Origin of the sequence: Oxalobacter vibrioformis, from assembly GCF_027118995.1 — a bacterium.
Classification (GTDB): domain Bacteria; phylum Pseudomonadota; class Gammaproteobacteria; order Burkholderiales; family Burkholderiaceae_D; genus Oxalobacter; species Oxalobacter vibrioformis.
This window is the reverse complement of record NZ_CP098242.1, coordinates 500668-518485: the sequence shown is the minus strand read 5'-3', so window position 1 is coordinate 518485 and position 17818 is coordinate 500668. Positions and strand designations below refer to the sequence as shown.

Annotated in this window: 19 protein-coding genes; 9 read left to right on the top strand and 10 right to left on the bottom strand. The window is 52.6% G+C overall.

The window, feature by feature from the left end; genetic code table 11:
• The first annotated feature begins 34 nt into the window (after positions 1 to 34).
• Together glnL and ntrC are read left to right on the top strand one after the other, a co-directional pair.
• Entirely contained in the window at positions 35 to 1096 is a 1062-nt protein-coding gene (gene glnL, locus NB640_RS02615) for a nitrogen regulation protein NR(II) (protein WP_269309589.1), read from the top strand.
• A gap of 53 nt (positions 1097 to 1149) precedes the next feature.
• Positions 1150 to 2565, top strand: coding sequence for a nitrogen regulation protein NR(I) (gene ntrC, locus NB640_RS02610; protein WP_269310381.1), 1416 nt, complete (start codon positions 1150 to 1152; stop codon positions 2563 to 2565).
• A 46-nt stretch (positions 2566 to 2611) separates the two neighbouring features.
• Here the strand turns inward: ntrC and cysK are convergent, their stop codons facing one another.
• Entirely contained in the window at positions 2612 to 3541 is a 930-nt protein-coding gene (gene cysK, locus NB640_RS02605; RefSeq protein WP_269309588.1) for a cysteine synthase A, read from the bottom strand.
• A 251-nt stretch (positions 3542 to 3792) separates the two neighbouring features.
• Between cysK and NB640_RS02600 the strand changes: the two genes are divergently transcribed.
• Positions 3793 to 4389 carry a C40 family peptidase gene (locus tag NB640_RS02600; protein WP_269309587.1) on the top strand — a complete coding sequence of 199 codons (597 nt, stop codon included), beginning with the start codon at positions 3793 to 3795 and terminating at the stop codon, positions 4387 to 4389.
• Here the strand turns inward: NB640_RS02600 and NB640_RS02595 are convergent.
• Entirely contained in the window at positions 4386 to 6005 is a 1620-nt protein-coding gene (locus NB640_RS02595) for an NAD(P)/FAD-dependent oxidoreductase (RefSeq protein ID WP_269309586.1), read from the bottom strand. The two genes, NB640_RS02600 and NB640_RS02595, sit on opposite strands and share 4 nt — an antisense overlap.
• A 208-nt stretch (positions 6006 to 6213) precedes the next feature.
• On the opposite strand from NB640_RS02595, the gene NB640_RS02590 reads away from it, so the two are divergent.
• Positions 6214 to 8712 (top strand): ABC transporter permease, encoded by a 2499-nt coding sequence (locus NB640_RS02590; protein ID WP_332880223.1) that lies wholly within the window; start codon positions 6214 to 6216, stop codon positions 8710 to 8712.
• A gap of 18 nt (positions 8713 to 8730) precedes the next feature.
• Here NB640_RS02590 and NB640_RS02585 read toward each other — a convergent pair whose 3' ends face one another.
• Positions 8731 to 9723, bottom strand: a complete 993-nt coding sequence (locus tag NB640_RS02585) for a hypothetical protein (protein ID WP_269309584.1) — start codon at positions 9721 to 9723, stop codon at positions 8731 to 8733.
• Positions 9724 to 9862: 139 nt separating this feature from the next.
• Between NB640_RS02585 and NB640_RS02580 the strand changes: the two genes are divergently transcribed.
• From NB640_RS02580 to NB640_RS02560, 5 genes are all read left to right on the top strand, one after another.
• A complete protein-coding gene (locus tag NB640_RS02580; RefSeq protein WP_269309583.1) occupies positions 9863 to 10042 on the top strand; it encodes a hypothetical protein in 180 nt (59 codons plus the stop codon).
• A 19-nt stretch (positions 10043 to 10061) separates the two neighbouring features.
• Positions 10062 to 10397, top strand: a complete 336-nt coding sequence (locus tag NB640_RS02575) for a hypothetical protein (RefSeq protein ID WP_269309582.1) — start codon at positions 10062 to 10064, stop codon at positions 10395 to 10397.
• A gap of 19 nt (positions 10398 to 10416) precedes the next feature.
• On the top strand, positions 10417 to 10713 hold the full coding sequence (locus NB640_RS02570) for a hypothetical protein (protein WP_269309581.1): 297 nt from the start codon (positions 10417 to 10419) through the stop codon (positions 10711 to 10713).
• Positions 10714 to 10807: 94 nt separating this feature from the next.
• Complete coding sequence (thiD, locus tag NB640_RS02565; RefSeq protein WP_269309580.1) at positions 10808 to 11614, top strand: bifunctional hydroxymethylpyrimidine kinase/phosphomethylpyrimidine kinase; 807 nt, start codon at positions 10808 to 10810, stop codon at positions 11612 to 11614.
• Between the two features lie 21 nt (positions 11615 to 11635).
• On the top strand, positions 11636 to 12007 hold the full coding sequence (locus tag NB640_RS02560) for a hypothetical protein (protein ID WP_269309579.1): 372 nt from the start codon (positions 11636 to 11638) through the stop codon (positions 12005 to 12007).
• A gap of 50 nt (positions 12008 to 12057) precedes the next feature.
• On the opposite strand, the gene NB640_RS02555 is transcribed toward NB640_RS02560, so the two are convergent.
• The 7 genes from NB640_RS02555 to NB640_RS02525 form a co-directional block, all read right to left on the bottom strand.
• On the bottom strand, positions 12058 to 12651 hold the full coding sequence (locus NB640_RS02555; protein WP_269309578.1) for a YiiX/YebB-like N1pC/P60 family cysteine hydrolase: 594 nt from the start codon (positions 12649 to 12651) through the stop codon (positions 12058 to 12060).
• Positions 12652 to 12722: 71 nt separating this feature from the next.
• Positions 12723 to 13220, bottom strand: a complete 498-nt coding sequence (locus NB640_RS02550) for a copper resistance protein NlpE (RefSeq protein ID WP_269309577.1) — start codon at positions 13218 to 13220, stop codon at positions 12723 to 12725.
• 184 nt (positions 13221 to 13404) lie between these two features.
• Positions 13405 to 14964, bottom strand: coding sequence for a lysine--tRNA ligase (lysS, locus tag NB640_RS02545; RefSeq protein ID WP_269309576.1), 1560 nt, complete (start codon positions 14962 to 14964; stop codon positions 13405 to 13407).
• 38 nt (positions 14965 to 15002) lie between these two features.
• Positions 15003 to 16107, bottom strand: a protein-coding gene (gene prfB, locus NB640_RS02540) for a peptide chain release factor 2 (protein WP_269309575.1) whose coding sequence is annotated in 2 segments (ribosomal slippage) — positions 15003 to 16025 and positions 16027 to 16107 — 1104 coding nt in all. Because the reading frame shifts where the segments join, the coding sequence is not laid out codon by codon here.
• 96 nt (positions 16108 to 16203) lie between these two features.
• Entirely contained in the window at positions 16204 to 16971 is a 768-nt protein-coding gene (gene xth / locus NB640_RS02535) for an exodeoxyribonuclease III (RefSeq protein WP_269309574.1), read from the bottom strand.
• Between the two features lie 12 nt (positions 16972 to 16983).
• Positions 16984 to 17262, bottom strand: coding sequence for a hypothetical protein (locus NB640_RS02530; RefSeq protein WP_269309573.1), 279 nt, complete (start codon positions 17260 to 17262; stop codon positions 16984 to 16986).
• A 24-nt stretch (positions 17263 to 17286) separates the two neighbouring features.
• Positions 17287 to 17757, bottom strand: a complete 471-nt coding sequence (locus tag NB640_RS02525) for a LexA family protein (RefSeq protein ID WP_269309572.1) — start codon at positions 17755 to 17757, stop codon at positions 17287 to 17289.
• Between the last annotated feature and the right edge of the window lie 61 nt (positions 17758 to 17818).

Genomic DNA, 17818 nt, shown 5'->3' with positions numbered 1-17818 from the left:
TTCCGCCTGTTTTTTTTGAGACAGTGATGTTTTTATGAATACATTGAAAGGACTGGATTTACTGGCAACCGCCATATTGATTCTGGATCAGTATGGCAGGCTCAGTTATGTCAATCCGGCTGCAGAAGATATGCTCGAAGCCTCTGCGAAGGTATTGCTTGGGCAGGAACTGGAAGCGGTTTTTACCCACAGTGGTGAACTGGAAGCAATCTGCTGCCAGATCCGGCAGCGTGACATAGTGGAAAAACGCCAGGAATTGATACTGGAGCGTTCGGGGCGTGTGCCTTTGCATGTGCATTGCATCGCATCAGCCGTTGATTCGCCTGACAATGCCATCCTGATTGAGCTGAGGGAAAATGTGCAGCAATTGCGTCTTGACCGTGAGGAGCGCCTGATTGATCAGAGCCAGGCCAATCGGGAACTGATACGCAATCTGGCGCATGAGATCAAGAATCCGCTGGGCGGTATCCGGGGTGCTGCGCAACTGCTTGAAATGGAGTTGCCTAAGCGGGACCTTCAGGTTTTCCGGGAATACACGCAGGTGATTATCCGTGAGTCAGAACGCCTTCAGGCACTGGTCGACCGGCTTTTGGTGCCACACCGGCGTGGGCCTGTCATGGAGGATATCAACGTCCATGAAATTTGCGAGCGCGTACGAAGCCTGATACTCGCGGAATTTCCGGAGGGGCTCATTATCCGGCGGGATTATGATCTCTCCATTCCCGAGTTTGCCGGTGACAAGGAGCAGCTTATCCAGGCCGTATTGAATGTGACGAAAAATGCAGCGATCGCGCTGGCAGACCGCATCATGAACGGGGATGCCGAAATTGTATTCAAAACCCGTATTGCAAGGCAGATTACGATTGCCAAAGTGCGATACCGTCTGGCATTGACTCTGCATGTTATTGACAATGGTCCCGGTATTTCACCGGACATGATGGAACGGATTTTCTATCCCCTGGTGAGCGGTCATGAAGGGGGGAGTGGCATGGGGCTGACACTGGCGCAGACATACATCCAGCAGCACAGGGGCATGATTGAATGTGACAGTTGGCAGGGGCATACGGAATTCCTGATCCGGATTCCGCTATGGTAGAGCGGATGAACAACCGTTTTGCTGATGTGAAGATCGGGAAAAGGGAGAATGAGATGAAATCAGTCTGGATAGTGGATGATGATGATTCGATCCGGTGGGTGCTGGAAAAGGCCATCGACCGGGAGCATATGCCATACAAAAGCTTTTCCAGTGGTGCGGAGGTGCTCAATGCACTGGAAAATGAGCAGCCCCGGGTGCTGATTTCGGATATTCGCATGCCCGGCGTATCCGGGCTGGATCTGTTACAGGATGTCAAATCCCGTTTTCCTGCTTTGCCGATTATTATCATGACGGCACATGCCGACCTGGAGTCAGCAGTTTCTGCTTATCAGGGAGGGGCTTTTGAGTATCTTGCCAAGCCTTTTGATATCAGCGAAGCGGTTGACCTGATCAGGCGTGCCATGAAAGAAAGCGAGGAGAAAGAGAGAGAAGAGCCGGTATCGGCCACTGCTCCCGAGATACTGGGCAAGGCTCCTGCCATGCAGGAGGTATTCAGGGCGATTGGCAAACTGTCGCATTCCAGTGCGATGGTGTTGATTACAGGGGAATCCGGGACAGGAAAGGAACTGGTGGCAAGGGCCCTGCACCAGCACAGCCAGCGCAAAAAGCATCCTTTCATTGCACTGAACATGGCGGCTATTCCCCGGGATTTGCTGGAGTCCGAGCTTTTCGGGCATGAAAGAGGGGCTTTTACCGGCGCCCAGGCCTTGCGGCGCGGACGTTTTGAACAGGCAGAGGGCGGTACCCTTTTCCTGGATGAAATCGGCGATATGCCGCTTGATCTGCAAACCCGGCTTTTACGGGTACTCTCAGACGGGCATTTTTACCGTGTCGGGGGCAACCAGTCTATCAAAACCGATGTGCGGGTTATCGCAGCGACCCATCAGGATCTGGAACAGCAGGTGAAAGAGGGCAGTTTCAGGGAAGACCTTTTTCACCGGCTGAATGTGATTCGCCTGCGTTTGCCAAGCCTGTCCGAAAGAAAAGAAGACATGCCGATACTGATACGGCATTTTCTGGCACAAAGTGCAAAACAGCTGGGTGTCGAACCGAAGCGGCTGTCAGACGATGCGCTTGCTTTTCTCATGCAGTGTGAACTGCATGGCAATGTGAGGCAACTGGAAAACCTGTGCTACTGGTTTACCGTCATGGTGCCGGGACAGCTTGTCGAAATCAAGGACATGCCACAGGATTTGCTCAAGAAAAGCGTGTCACAGCACGATAACACCACAGATGTGCACCAGCCATGGGATGCCTTTCTGGAAAAAGAGGTATCTCAACGGCTGGAAAAGGGGGAAAACAGCCTGATGGGGATATTCAGCCGCCGCTTTGAAACCGTCATGATCCAGGCTGCCCTGCGTCATACGAAGGGACGTAAAAATGAAGCGGCAGGGTTACTGGGGATCGGGCGCAATACCATTACCCGAAAAATCCAGGAATTGGGCATAGCGGAAGAAAACAGCGATTGACAGATACCTGTAGCCCCATTTCGGGTTGCAGGTATCTGTGCTGCTTTTATTTCAGATTAGCGTAAAGCTCGGTGCTGATATAACGCTCGCCGAAGGAGGGGATGATGACCACAATCATTTTTCCTGCGTTTTCGGGCCGTTTTGAGAGTTGCAGGGCTGCCCACAATGCGGCGCCTGACGATATCCCGACCAGAAGCCCTTCCTCTGTCGCAGCTTTTCTTGCGGTTTCAAAGGCATTGTCATCCGTGACGCGGATCACTTCATCATAAATACCGGTATTGAGCACTTCGGGTATGAAGCCCGCGCCGATTCCCTGGATTTTGTGCGGGCCTTTTTCTCCGGTGGAAAGCATTGGCGAACCATCCGGTTCCACAGCGACACAGCGGATGGCAGGATTTTTCTGTTTCAATCCTTCTCCTGTTCCTGTGAGGGTGCCGCCGGTTCCAACTGCGGCAACCAGGATGTCAACCTTGCCATCGGTATCCCGCCAGATTTCTTCCGCCGTGGTTTTGCGGTGCATGGCAGGGTTGGCCGGATTGCTGAATTGCTGGGGCATAAAGTAACGCGGATCAGATGCAACCAGTTCCTCCGCCTTTCTGATAGCGCCTGACATCCCTTCGCTGCCCGGTGTCAGAATCAGTTCGGCGCCATAGGCCTTGAGCAGGGTGCGGCGCTCCTGGCTCATGGTTTCCGGCATGGTCAGAATACAGCGGTATCCTCTGGCAGCGCAAACCATCGCCAGGGCAATACCGGTATTGCCGCTTGTCGGTTCGACAATGATGGTGTCCGGCCGGATTTTTCCGGCTTTTTCTGCTGCCTCAATCATGGCAAGGCCGATACGGTCCTTGACGCTGTGTGCCGGGTTGAAAAATTCCAGTTTGCCGACAATGTCAGCCTGCCCGTTTTCATTCAGTTTCCGTATCCGTACCAGGGGGGTGTTGCCTACCAGTTCGGTAATATCGTTTGCGATTTTCATGGTTTTCCTTTTGGACTGTCGCTGTGCAGTTATGCTACCAGATTGCCGGGAGCAGGAAAAAGAAACAAAGCAGATAAAAAGCGGTTGTCATGAAAAATAATCCGGTTTCCTTTCAGGGGGGCTAAAACCCGATGAAACGCAAAAATCCCTTAAAATACATAGGCTTTTTGTTATAAACGTAACTTTTACTTTGACAAAATGGCTGTATTCGCTTACATTCATGCCAATAATTGTGAAAAAAAGTTATATCAATGACAAGAAAAAAGCCGACTTTCGTCCGTTCATTCCTCATGACAGCCTGCCTGGCTGTGTCACTTGCCGGGTTGTCTTCTCCTGCATTCAGTGCAGATGAAGATGAAAATGTCTCCCTCTCCTATGATCATGCACAAAGGGCTTCCGAGCTGGCCATGCAGGCCATGAGTGTCATTGATGCGCAGTACCGGTATGGCGGCAATACACCGAAAACCGGCATTGATTGCAGCGGGCTGGTGCGTTATGTCTACAAAAAGGCATGGGGGGCGGAGTTGCCCAGAACCGCGGCAGCTATCAGTGAAGTGGGTGAGCGTATTGAAACGGCGCAACTGCAGCCCGGCGATCTGGTTTTTTACAACACCCAGAGACGCCAGTTTTCCCATGTCGGTATTTATCTGGGCGATAACAAATTTGTGCACGCACCTTCCAAGGGCGGTAAAGTCCGTGTTGAAAACATGGATGGCAAATACTGGCAGATCCGCTTCAATGGCGCACGCAGGATAACCGATCCGCAAAAGGAAAGAATGGAAACCGAACGGATGATCCAGGCTTTCCGCGACGACGCCAAACCAAAAACACTGGCTCGCAGCCGTTAAATCTTTTGTTTTTCAGCGCCGGCAATCGCCTGGGCTACGGCTTCGGCTGCCTGAATGCCGTCCACGGCTGATGACAGGATGCCGCCCGCATAGCCGGCACCTTCGCCAGCAGGATACAGTCCTTTAATATTCACACTCTGACAATCATCCGGATTACGTGTTATCCGGACGGGAGATGACGTGCGTGTCTCGATGCCGGTAAGCACCGCATCGTGCATGGTAAACCCGGGGATCCAGCGCTCAAATGCCGGTAAAGCTTCCCGGATGGCTTCAATGGCATACTCGGGCAGGGCGCTGCTTAAGTCACAGGGTGTAACACCGGGCTGATAGGAAGGGATCACGTCCCCCAGTTGCGTGGATGGCTTTCCTTCCAGGAAGTCACCCACAAGCTGGCAAGGTGCGTTATAGCTGCTGCCACCCAGCTCAAATGCTTTTTCTTCCAGACGGCGTTGCAGTTCCATGCCGGCAAGCGGGTGCCCGGGAAAATCATCAGGAGAAATACCGACAACGATGGCCGCATTGGCATTACGCTCATTGCGGGAATACTGGCTCATGCCGTTTGTGACGAGACGTCCGGGCTCGGAAGCCGCGGCAACTACCGTGCCGCCGGGGCACATGCAGAAACTGTATACTGAGCGCCCGTTTTTGCAGTGGTGAACGAGCTTGTAATCGGCTGCCCCTAACAGCGGGTTGCCGGCATTCGGCCCCAGACGGCACTGATCAATAAGTGATTGCGGGTGCTCGATCCGAAAGCCGATGGAAAAAGGCTTGGGTGCCATACTGACACCCTTGTCGTACAGCATCTGAAAGGTATCACGTGCACTGTGACCGACAGCCAAAATGACATGTTCGCTTTCAATTGAGGTGCCATCACCAAGGATAACGCCGCGTATTTTGCCGTTTTCGACCACAAGATCATCCACCCGGCTTTCAAAGCGGAACTCACCGCCAAGTGACTCAATGGTCTGACGCATGTTTTCAATCACTTTTACCAGGCGGAATGTGCCGATGTGCGGCTTGGCGGCATACAGGATTTCCGGCGGTGCGCCTGCGGTCACAAATTCAGTGAGGACCTTTCGGCCAACATGTTTCGGGTCCTTGATCTGGGTATGAAGCTTGCCATCTGAAAACGTGCCGGCGCCTCCTTCGCCAAACTGCACGTTGGACTCCGGGTCCAGCTTGCGGGTGCGCCAGAAGCCGAAGGTGTCTTTGGTTCTTTCCCGGACCGCTTTGCCCCGTTCCAGGATGATGGGGCAAAAGCCGCTTTGTGCCAGTATGAGTGCGGCAAAGAGGCCACAAGGCCCGCATCCGATAATGACAGGGCGCAAGACGGGCGGTTTTGCCAGCTCTGCGACAAAACGGTATGTCATATCGGGTGCTGGCCTGACATGCGTGTGGTCTTTCAGGCGTGCAAGAACCGACGCTTCATCTTCGACGGTAACATCAATCGTATAGGTAAAGACAATGGCATTTTTTTTTCTCGCATCATGACTGCGGCGAAAAATGGTATAGGACACGAGCGCATTGCCAGGGATACCCAACCGGTCAAGGATCGCGGCTCGCAACGCCTCTTCATGATGATCAATCGGAAGACGGATTTCAGTCAGTCGCAGCATACAGGAGAAAGGAACAGGTATTGTTCATGAAGGGAAAATCAGCGTGACGGGATGTTTGGCCATCTGTCAGTATGATTGCATATTTTTATCTGTTTTGTCTGCATCCGATCATCATCGTGATTCATGAATGATACACAATTTGTGACAATTAATTCAGGTTCATGGCGGGCACAACCTGTCATTTTACGATAGGCTGTATTTCATGTTGATGCAATCACTTCGAATGACATGGCGTGACTGGCGGGCAGGCGAATTGCGTTTTCTGCTGCTTGCGCTGGTTGTGGCCGTCGCGGCGCTGGCGTCAGTCGGTTTTTTTGTTGACCGGATGCAGGCTGGTTTGCAGCAGGATGCCCATCAGCTTTTGGGCGGTGACATGGTGATTGCTTCGGACAAGAAGCTGGCCGATGACTGGTTTGATGAAGCAAAAAGGCTGGACTTGACGTGGGGGGAAACCCGTATTTTCCCCAGCATGGCGTCCATTGTCAGCGATAACGGAGAACCGCTGACCCGTCTGGTTTCCATCAAGGCGGTCTCAAAGGAGTACCCCTTGCGCGGCACCCTTAAAACAGCAGTGCAGCTTGAAGGAGAGGGGGAAGCAACACGGGATACGCCTGTAAATGGAACGGTCTGGGCAGACAAGGCGCTTCTTCTGGCACTGGATTTGTCAGCAGGAGACAAAATCACCCTGGGTAACACGGTTTTTACGATTTCACGGATACTGGTTTCCGAGCCGGACAAAAGCCTTTCCTTTGTGAATTTTGCACCGCGGATCATGATGTCCCTGCCGGATTTGGAGGCAACCGGGCTGGTTCAGCCGGCCTCACGCGTTTCTTATCGGCTGATCCTTTCCGGTGAGGCACATGCCATCGAAACCTACCGGAAATGGGCGAAGAGCCGGCTTGATAATGAAGCCAACAAGGGAATCCGGCTGGAGACGCTTGAGTCCAGCCGCCCGGAAATGAATACCACCTTAAACCGGGGGGAGCAGTTCTTGTCGCTCGTTGCCCTCTTGTCAGCCATGCTGGCTGCCGTAGCGATCGCGATGGCAGCCCGTCGCTTTGTTGTGCGGCATCTTGATGCCTGTGCCATGCTGCGTTGTCTGGGAATGACGCAAAATGAAGTGACGGCGCTTTATCTGACAGAGTTTTTGCTTGTCGGTCTGGTTGGTACGGTCATTGGTGCCATGCTGGGTTTTGCCGGTCATTTTGTCCTGCTGGAAATTCTGGGAAGCTTTGTCCTGAGGGATGTTCCCCTGCCAGGCTGGCTGCCGGCAGTCAAAAGTATTGCGACGGGACTCATTTTACTGGTGGGATTTGCGCTGCCGCCCGTTCTGCAATTGCGTAATGTGCCGCACAATCGGGTAATCCGTCGTGAGCGCGAGGCGCCCAAGCCGCTGACCTTGCTGACTTACTGCTGCGGGCTGGCCGTTTTTGTCTTACTGCTTTTATGGCAGGCAGGTGATCTGAAGCTGGGACTGTATACTGCCGGCGGTTTTATGGGGGGACTGGCTGTTTTTGCTTTGGTTGGCTGGCTGAGTCTCAAGGGGTTGCATGTGTTGCGGCGCAATCTCAACAATCCGGACTGGCGTTTTGCGCTGACGTCGCTTGAGCGACGGCCTGGCACTACCCTGGTACAGATCGTGGCATTGTCATGCGGGTTGATGGCGCTCCTCTTGCTTACCGTTGTACGGGCTGATCTGGTCAGCGAGTGGAAAAAGGCCACACCGCCTGATACGCCCAATCATTTTGTCATCAATATCCTGCCGGAACAAAAAGCAGATATGGCGGCATTGATGGAGACTGCGGGTATTGAGAATCCCGGACTTTATCCCATGGTACGGGGCAGGCTTTTAGCCATCAATGATCGCCCGGTAAGGGATATTGCCTTTTCAGACATGCGTTCACAGCGTATGGTACTGCGCGAGTTCAATCTCTCTTACCTGGATGTGCTGCCGGACAGGAACCAGATAGTAAAAGGCCGGTGGTTCGATCATGCCCACAATGAAATATCGATAGAAGAAGGCATGGCAAAACGGCTCGACCTCTCCATTGGTGACACGATGACATTTGATATCACCGGTACGGAGGTGGATGCGGTTGTTACCAGTTTCCGGAAAGTGGACTGGGGATCAATCCGGGTGAATTTCTTTGCCGTGATGAATCCGGAAAGCCTGAAAGACATGCCGCAAACCTGGATAACGGCCTTTTACCTGCCGCCGGAAAAAATCCGTTTTGCCGGAGAATTGACCAGGGCGTTTCCCAACCTGACGGTTATTGATGTCGGCAGTATTATCCTGCGCATCCAGACGATGCTGGATCAGGTCATTATTGCGGTGGAATTTCTTTTTCTGTTTACACTGCTTTCCGGCATGTTGGTGCTTTATGCCGCACTGGTCGGATCACAGGATGAACGGATGCGGGAAGCCGGCCTGCTTCGGGCGCTCGGTGCAACCCGTTCCCAACTGAAGCAGGCACAACGTGTTGAATTTTTGCTGATTGGCAGCCTTGGCGGATTGATGGCCGCAACCGGTGCCGATGTTATCGGTTGGGTTCTGGCGAGTCAGGTGTTTGACTTTGCATGGACATTCAATCCGCTGGTCTGGCTTACCGGACTGGTAGCCGGCTCGCTTTGTGCGATGGCTGGCGGCTGGCTTGGCCTGCGGCAGATACTCAATCATCCGCCATTGCAGACCCTGCGCGAAGAATAGAACTTTATTGGCGGCCTGTCAGCGTAATGGCGGAAGCTTTGAAGTGATTGTTGCCGGGAAAAGTCGTAATACCTGTGTTCGTGTCAAATGCCAGAAAGCCGAAAGGAGCAGGAGGGCTGATCCGATGAAAAGGGCTGTGATGGCAAAACCCAGGTTGATGACACCGAATTTTTCCAGCAGGGTGCTGAAAGCATAGAGCACATAGACCAGGGATGAAACCATGAGTGCCCGTCGGTCAATCAAGAGCGAGACAAGTGCAATAAAGAGATAAAGCACGATGACAATGGTGATCGGCAAAAGGGCATTTTTTCCGCTGAATATGCCAAGCGCTGTAAAGACAGGGTGCACAAGCAGAGGTGCTGCCAGCAAATGCAGCCAGAAAGCCACATCCGATTTTCGGGTTTGCCGCAGGGTGTCTGCTGTATCCCAGCGCATGGCAAAGATAAAAACCGCCACACCGGCAGCAAAGCAGATGATGCGCATCCAGGCCAGGGATTCCGGTGCAATGCTGATGATACAGGCGATCAGGCTGCCGGCAATGGCAGCTGCTCCGGCGGCAATGGTGATGGGCACGCGGAAGCGGCGCCAGTGTATCCATGCGGCGGCTGCAGCCAGGGCGCCGGCGATAATATGCTGCATGGGCATGTCTTTCAGCGCACTCGCGGCGCCATAGTAGACAGCGCCAACAAAAGCAAGCAAGAGGACGATGGCAGGCAATGCCATCCGGCGCTTCCTGACAAAAAATTCAGCCAGGCCCCATGCGGTGGCGGCTGTCGCGATCCCGGCGAGGGTCTGGGAAAAAGATTTGCCGATCCAGGCAATGGATGCCAGGAGCAGCGAACAGGCAATCACAACAAAGATGTCATTAAATCCGGTGATAAGACGAAAATGCTCTTCATCGACAGCAGGAAGGCTTTTCTGCCCGGCGACATGGGTACGAAAAGCATCGGCGGTTTCAGGTGTGAAAATGCCTGCCTTCACGGCAGACTGGATATCTTCTTCTGTGTACATGCTTGTTCTTGTCTGGCGAAAGAGAGTGATCGAAACGGGGTATGTTACTGCGGTAAGGCAGGAGAGACAACACGCTTTTCACTCTGTTACAGATTGCCCGTTTCCTGTTAAAAGAATAAGGGATAAGGCATGGCATATAATGCAAAAAATCCGTGGACGTTATCATCCTTTCGTCAAGGATGGCCGGGTGAGCTATGAGCGTGGCGGGGAAGCGTATGAAATCAATCCACTCAATGGTGATCCGCTCGTCAGGGAAAACAGCCGGAAGGTCATGGGTAAATATATTCTCTTCAGGGAACGAGGATTTTGGGGGGGTTAAAAGCACGGAAGGACAGGTATTGATTGCGCCACAGTATGTCAGCCTGGGCAGCCTGGGCGGGGATCTGTTCGTTGCGAGGAAAATAGAAGGGCTGGATACAAGCGGGCATGCACCCGGGTATGAGCCTTCCATGTATGACGAAAATGCCGGTGTGGTGAATGCTGCCAATCAGGTGGTAATCCCTTTTGAATATGGCGTGATTTCATCGTTGCGTTATCCGGATAGAGAGACTGCTCCTTTCATGATAGGCAGAAAGGTGCCGGTAAAGGACGGGCAGTACAATGACAGGCGGTATGGCATGGCAGAGCGGATAGGTCGCGTGATTATTCCGCCGCAGTACCTGAATTTACGATGATGTCGCGGTTCATGATCATGTGCTGACGACATATCGGCGCTCAGAAGGATATGGTTCTCGGGATGAGAAAGACTTCCTGAACCATAAGGGAAAGAAGCTGGCCACCTATCATCGGCTGGAGGCACTTGCCAGCGGACAGTTTATTGCAGGAAAAGACAAAGTGAATGGTGTGCTTGATTCCAAAGGGAAAGTTATTGTTCTCCTGAAATACCGTTATCTGGAGAAAGCCGGAGATGGCCTGTTATGGGCAGAAGATGGGAGTGGCAGGCGTTTTCTTGTCAGTGAAACCGGCGAGGAATACCGGATCAGGAATTGATTTTCGTGCGGTGCATGCGGGCGGCAGCATGATTGTCAATGGCATGCTTCGCGGTTTAAGATGTCGGATTTGATACTCATTCAGCACAATAATCATGATTGCAAACGTTTTCAGCATAGCCGGCACTGATCCGACCGGGGGGGCGGGTATCCAGGCAGACCTCAAGACATTTTCTGCGATGGGCACTTACGCCATGGCAGCCATTACTGCGGTAGTAGCACAGAATACCTCAGGTGTGCGGGCGTTTCAGCCGCTGGACCCCGGATTTGTGGCAGACCAGATTGATGCGGTTTTTGATGATGTCAGGGTTGATGTCGTCAAGATCGGCATGGTGGCGACAGCCGATATCGCAAAAGCTATTGCAGATCGTCTGACAAAACACAAGCCCGCCTGTATTGTGCTGGACCCGGTGATGGTCGCAAAAAGCGGAGACCTGCTGTTGCAGCCGGATGCAGTGGAAGCCATGCGCGACATCCTCACGCCAATGGCTACCGTGATTACACCCAATCTGCCCGAAGCCGGTGTGCTGCTCGGGAGGGAAATGCCGAAATCCAGGGAGGAAATGTATGCCATTTTGCCGGATCTGCTTGCCCTGGGTTCCCAATGGGTGCTGCTCAAGGGAGGCCATCTTCCCGGGGAAAATATTCTGGATATCCTCTACGGGGAAAAAGAAAGCATTGATATCGATGGCCCGCGGATTGACACCAACAATCTTCATGGAACGGGATGTACGCTTTCTGCGGCGCTTTCTGCGCTTCTGACGCGTTATGACATGCCTGAGAGTGCAAAACGGGCCAGAGCCTACCTGACCGAAGCACTGATCCATTCTTCAGAATTGAGTGTCGGTAAAGGAAAAGGACCGGTTCATCATTTTTATGACTTGTGGAACACATCCGGATAATCGGGGCGGGCTGAAGAAAAGATGAAAATCTGCCGTTATCTTGCTGTTGTCTTTTTATCAATGATGGCAGCAGGTGCCCTGGCCGAAGATATGGTTGATATGTATCCTGGTACGCTGGTCATCTCGCAGGGGTTGCCGGTGCTGATCCGTTGCGATCTCGTCAAGAACGCCTATATCCTGGCTGACGCTGATATGCAGGCTGCTCCTTATATCGAACAGATAAGACAGCTTGGCGCAAGCCTGGAGTCTCCTGTCTGCGCTATCGTGGTCGGTTCCTATAAAAACATCGAAGGAAAGAACCATCTGGTGGTTCAGTCGATAGAGGAAATCCAGAAAGGCCGCTCATGTCACCTGATGCCTCCTCGGGAGCCATTGAATATCAGGTTCGAATAAGACTGCCGTATCCGAATATTATTCTGCCCGGTATTACCGGGCAGTCTGTTTTACGGGCCGGAGTCGTACAGGATACGCCCCCAGTAATACATCTGTCCCGGCTTGATGACTGGCGGGATCGGGTTGTCCGGCGCTTCTTCCATGAAAGGCTCATAAGCCCTTAATGCCAACTGCGTACAGTAATAGCGTCCCGGGGTGTTGATACCGATCAGGCCGGTATAGTTGTAGCCTTTTCCAACCCAGTTGCGTGCGCTTTCAATGGCTTTCACCGCATTGTCAGGTGTCCACCAGACAGGGCGGATGATCAGGGCACGCTGGGATTTGGCAAGAAAGGTATCCAGCTGTGTCGTGTGCACACCTTCTCCGGTTGCTTCGATGACAACATCTTTTTCCGCATCATAAATTGCCGCATGGGAGAGCGGTGCGTTGGTCATGGTGGCGACAAAATTGTCAGTGTTGAGGATACCGCGTGTGACCAGCCAGTCGCCGTTTTTGAGAATGAGGCGGATTTCGCTGATGCGTTCGGCATCCTTGATGGTGGTGTCCGGATTGGCAACAGGCTGCACGGCGCAGCCTGTTAGCAGGCAGAATACGGATGCCAATAAAAAGGAAGTGACTTTCCCGGAAATGTGACCCATTTGCATCCTGCTATCCTGCTGCCTTTTCTGTCACACAGGATGCCTGGTTGACAGGCATCCTGTGGAACGCATTAAAATCAGTTCGTCAATTTTAATGCATAGTTCAGGTCGGATTCAATTTTTTTCATGTCACGGTCAAGAGAGTACAGCGTATTGGGGTCATTGCTGTAAACCGCGTAATAATACTGGTCATCCTTGGCTTTTTCAGGATTGAAGATATAGACGACCGCATTGCTGTCATTACCCATACCGCGCTGGATGGTGTAGTTGCCTTTTTCCACAAAAACATTATTCGGCTCCTTGCCCATATAGGTCATCGTCTGCTCGAACATCTTCGTGGAGGCATCCCCTTCTTTCCCGCTGATCTTTACCCGGGTTTTGATGCCAGAGCAGTCCGCGCATGGCAGTATGCCTTCATAGACCTTTTCCACAACAACATCGGTTGGCGGGGTGGGTGCCGTTTGCGCTGCAGGCTGGGTTTCCTGCGCGGCAGGTTTCGGCGCAGGGGCTTCTTTTTTCTGGCAGCCGGCAAGGATGATGCCGAAAGCCGCCAGGCCGATTAAGAGCTTTTTCATGTTATTTCCTTTCCAATAGAGATTGCGGTAAATCAGCAGATGATACGGCCTGAGTGACAGAAAACGTATCGATGCTGCTGATTATCGAATCTGGAAGAGAGTCGGGCTTTGATATAAACCTATTTCAGGACATTTAGGTTCTGCCCTCATTAATTTGCAGCAGGCAAATTAATGAGGGCAGAACTTAATCTTCCCGTCTCATGTGCGGAAAGAGAATAACATCACGAATATTCGGCGAATCGGTGATCAGCATGATCAGGCGATCGATACCGATGCCGCAGCCGCCGGCAGGCGGCATGCCGTATTCAAGGGCACGTACAAAATCGGCGTCGTAGTACATGGCTTCTTCATCACCCGCATTTTTTGCCTCGACCTGTGCCATGAAACGGGCCGCCTGGTCTTCCGCGTCATTCAATTCTGAAAAGCCATTGGCAATTTCACGTCCTGCAATAAAGAGTTCAAAACGCTCGGTGATACCTTCCCGGGTATCAGATGCTCTTGCAAGTGGAGAGACTTCGACAGGATAGTCGATGATATAGCAGGGATTCCACAGCTGGGCTTCTGCTGTTTCCTCAAAAAGCGCCAGTTGCAGGGCACCAGTGCCTGCACCGGTAAATGGCTTGACGCCGAATGTCAGGAGTTCTTTCTGAAGGAAGGTGACATCATGGAGCTGCTCGGTCGTGTATTGTGGTGCATACTTGTTGATGGCTTCAATAATGGTGAGGCGCTCAAAAGGTTTTGAAAAATCAATTTCCCGGTCCTGGTAATTCAGGATGGGGGTACCGTGCGCGTCAATCACTGCCTGGCGGATGATGGCTTCGGTAAAGTCCATCAGCCATTGGTAATCCACATAGGCGGCATAGTATTCCATCATGGTGAATTCCGGATTATGACGCGGGGAGACGCCTTCATTGCGGAAGTTGCGGTTGATTTCAAATACCCGCTCGAATCCGCCAACAAGCAGGCGTTTCAGGTAGAGTTCCGGGGCAATCCGCATGAACATCTGCATATCGAGCGCATTGTGGTGGGTAATGAAAGGCTTGGCAGCCGCACCACCGGGGATGGCCTGGAGCATCGGGGTTTCGACTTCCATAAAACCATGCTGCTCCATGAAATGGCGGATGGAGGATATGGCTGCCGTTCTGGCCTTGAATGTCTGCCGCGTCTCCTCATTCATGATGAGATCGACATAACGCTGGCGGTACTTGATTTCCTGGTCAACCAGACCGTGGAACTTGTCGGGAAGCGGGCGGAGCGACTTGGTCAGGAGGCGCAGATTGCTCACCCGGACCGAAAGCTCGCCGGTCTTGGTTTTGAAAAGGGTGCCTTCCGCGCCCAGAATGTCGCCGATATCGTAATGCTTGAAAGCCTCGTGCGCCTCATGGCCGGTTGTGCCATCGGTAATGAAAAGCTGGATGCGGCCATCTGACAGTGAACCGGATGCATCCATCAGTGTTGCAAAAGACGCTTTCCCCATCACGCGTTTTAACATCATGCGCCCGGCCACACTGACGTGAATGGCTTCGGATTCCAGCGCCTCCTTGTCCTTGCCGTCATACTTTTCATGCAGATCCGCAGCCTTGTTTTTGGGGCTGAAGTCATTGGGAAATGCCACTCCCTGCTGCCTGATGGCAGCCAGTTTGTTGCGGCGTTCTGCGATGATCGAGTTTTCATCAGCTGCAGGAGCGGCGGATTGCGCCTCTTCTCCTTCTGCTGCTGCGGACGGTTTGTTTTGCGATGTCATGATGCGGTACAGAGTGAAAATAAAATAAAAGTGTTGTCTTATATGCCCTGCTTGAGGGATTCGGCAATGAATTCATCCAGCTCGCCGTCAAGGACGGCCTTGGTGTTTCCGGTTTCAAAGTTGGTGCGTAAATCCTTGATACGGGACTGGTCCAGTACATAAGACCGTATCTGGTGTCCCCAGCCGACGTCGGTTTTGGAATCCTCCAGCTTTTGCTGCTCGCTCATGCGTTTGCGCAGTTCCTGCTCATACAGGCGGGATTTCAGCATCTCCCAGGCTTCTGCACGGTTTCTGTGCTGGCTTCGGTCATTCTGGCATTGCACGACAATACCTGTCGGGATATGGGTCAGACGCACAGCTGAATCGGTCTTGTTGATGTGCTGGCCGCCTGCGCCTGAGGCACGGTAGGTATCGACACGGACATCCGCGGGGTTGATATCGATTTCGATGGAATCATCCACTTCCGGGTAGACAAAAAGGCTGCAGAATGAAGTGTGGCGACCATGGTTTGAATCAAAAGGGGATTTGCGGACAAGCCGGTGCACACCGGTTTCCGTTCGCAGGTAGCCATAGGCATATTCCCCTTCCACCTTGATGGTGGCGGTTTTGATACCGGCAACATCTCCATCGGAAATGTCGAGAATTTCCGTCTTGAAACCCTTGCGCTCGCAGTAACGGAGATACTGGCGAAGAATCATGGATGCCCAGTCCTGCGCCTCTGTTCCGCCGGCACCGGCCTGGATATCGATGAAACAGTTGTTGGTATCCATCGGATTGGAAAACATGCGCAAAAACTCCATGTTTTCAATCTCTTTTTCAAGCGCATGGATATCGGATTCGACAGCGCCAAGCGTATCAACATCGTTTTCCTCACGCGCCATGGTGAAAAGTTCACCGGCATCCTGCAATTCGGATTGGAGGCGGGTCAGGGTATGGACAACCAGTTCGAGTGATTTTTTTTCTTTCCCGAGGTCCTGGGCATGTTTCTGGTCATTCCAGATGTTCGGGTCTTCGAGTTCGGCATTTACCTGTTCGAGTTTGTCTGACTTCTCAGCGAAGTCAAAGATACCTCCGTAAGGCGGCTTCGCGCCCGACGAGGTCATTGAGCAGATGGGAGATGGTGTTGAGGCGTTCCGCTTCCATAATGATTTTCAGTCTTTTAGAGTAATTTTGGTCAATCAAATATTATACCTGAGCTCTGGAAGGGAAAGGGAAAAGAACCGCCGGGTTTTTGCGATTTTACGGTTTGAGTTCAGCAATGACCGGCGCGTGGTCAGATGGCTGGGCCCAGCTTCTGGGTTCCCGGTCGATGGTGCATCCTGTGCATTGTTTCGAAAGGGCTTCCGAGAGGAGAATATGGTCAATGCGCAACCCCATGTCACGTCTGAAAGCCGCCTGCCGGTAATCCCACCAGCTGTATCCGCTTTCCGGCTGTTCAAAGAGGCGGTAGGCGTCTTTGAGACCCAGGGCCGTCAGGCGGGAAAAAGCGTCTCTTTCAGGGGGTGAGACCAGTGCATGGCCTTCCCATGCTGCCGGGTCATGAACATCACGGTTTTCAGGTGCAATGTTGTAGTCTCCCAGTATGGCCAGCCGGGGGTGCTGGTGTTTTTCCTGTTCAACCCAGTCGTGAAAGGCAGACAGCCATGCCAGCTTGTAGGCATACTTTTCCGTGGCAGGCGCCTGACCGTTTGGCACATACGCGCAGATGACGCGGATATCTGAAAGGGTCGCAGCAATAATCCGCTGCTGGTCATCCACATACAAGGGGTTGTTTCGGACGACATCAGAAAGCGGGTGCCTGGACAGGATAGCGACACCATTATAGGTTTTCTGTCCGGCAGTGACGGCTTCATAACCTGCTGCAGCCAGTTCCATAAAGGGAAATCTGTCATCGGTGATCTTGGTTTCCTGCAGGCAGAGTACATCAACCGGATGGGCTTTCAGCCAGTCAAGCACCTGGGGCAGGCGAACCCTGAGCGAATTGACATTCCAGGTGGCAAGTTTCATGAAAAAGACGAATCAGTGGCTTTGGCTGGACGGCGGGGTACCTGAAAGCACATCGCTGTGATGCTTGTTAAGACGGATCTCGGCTTTTTCCAGTTGTTTCAGGGTTTCCTGCGAATCCATCATGGCCATCTTGAGGCTCTCAAGGAAGTGTTCATGGTAATTTTCACGAAACTCGGCGCCGTCAGCCAGAACACCAAGACAATGGATAATGGCCGCATGGGTTTTTCCTGCTGTTGCCATGACCTGAAGCAGGCTGAAATATTCGAGGAGGTGATCGATTTTCTTGCTCATGTGCACTTTCACTGTCCGGTTGTGTCAGGGCAGGGTCTTGCCAATGACAACACCACAGATTTCGGTTTCTCTTCTGGCTTCAAAAGGCGCTTCCGGCCAGTCAGGGTTGATGGCCTTGAATAGGGCTTTGCCGTCGGGTTCGACGATCAGTTGCCTGAAAACCAGGTTGCCATTGTCCCGTTTGACGACGATGATGCTTTCGTGGGAAATCCCGGCATCCGGATCCACATAAATATAATCCCCGCTGGCAAAGGAGCGCGGCGCGGCAGGATTGTACATGCTTTCGTCGGTAACGGTCAGGGCAAAGGCGCGTGGTCCGTGCACGATGAGACAGGGAATCCATATTCTGGCATCAGCAGGCTTGAAATTATCGAGCAGTTCGGTCCACTTTTCCGCCTGGTTCCATGTCAGCAGCGGCAGCATCCGGCTCATCATGGGCGTTGAATTGGCGTGGTACCAGCTTTCCTCGTCTTCTTCTAATGCCGTATCTCTCATATGGGTCCTGTGTCTGACTATTTTGTTCTGCCGACAATATATACCATCACATGCGGTTATG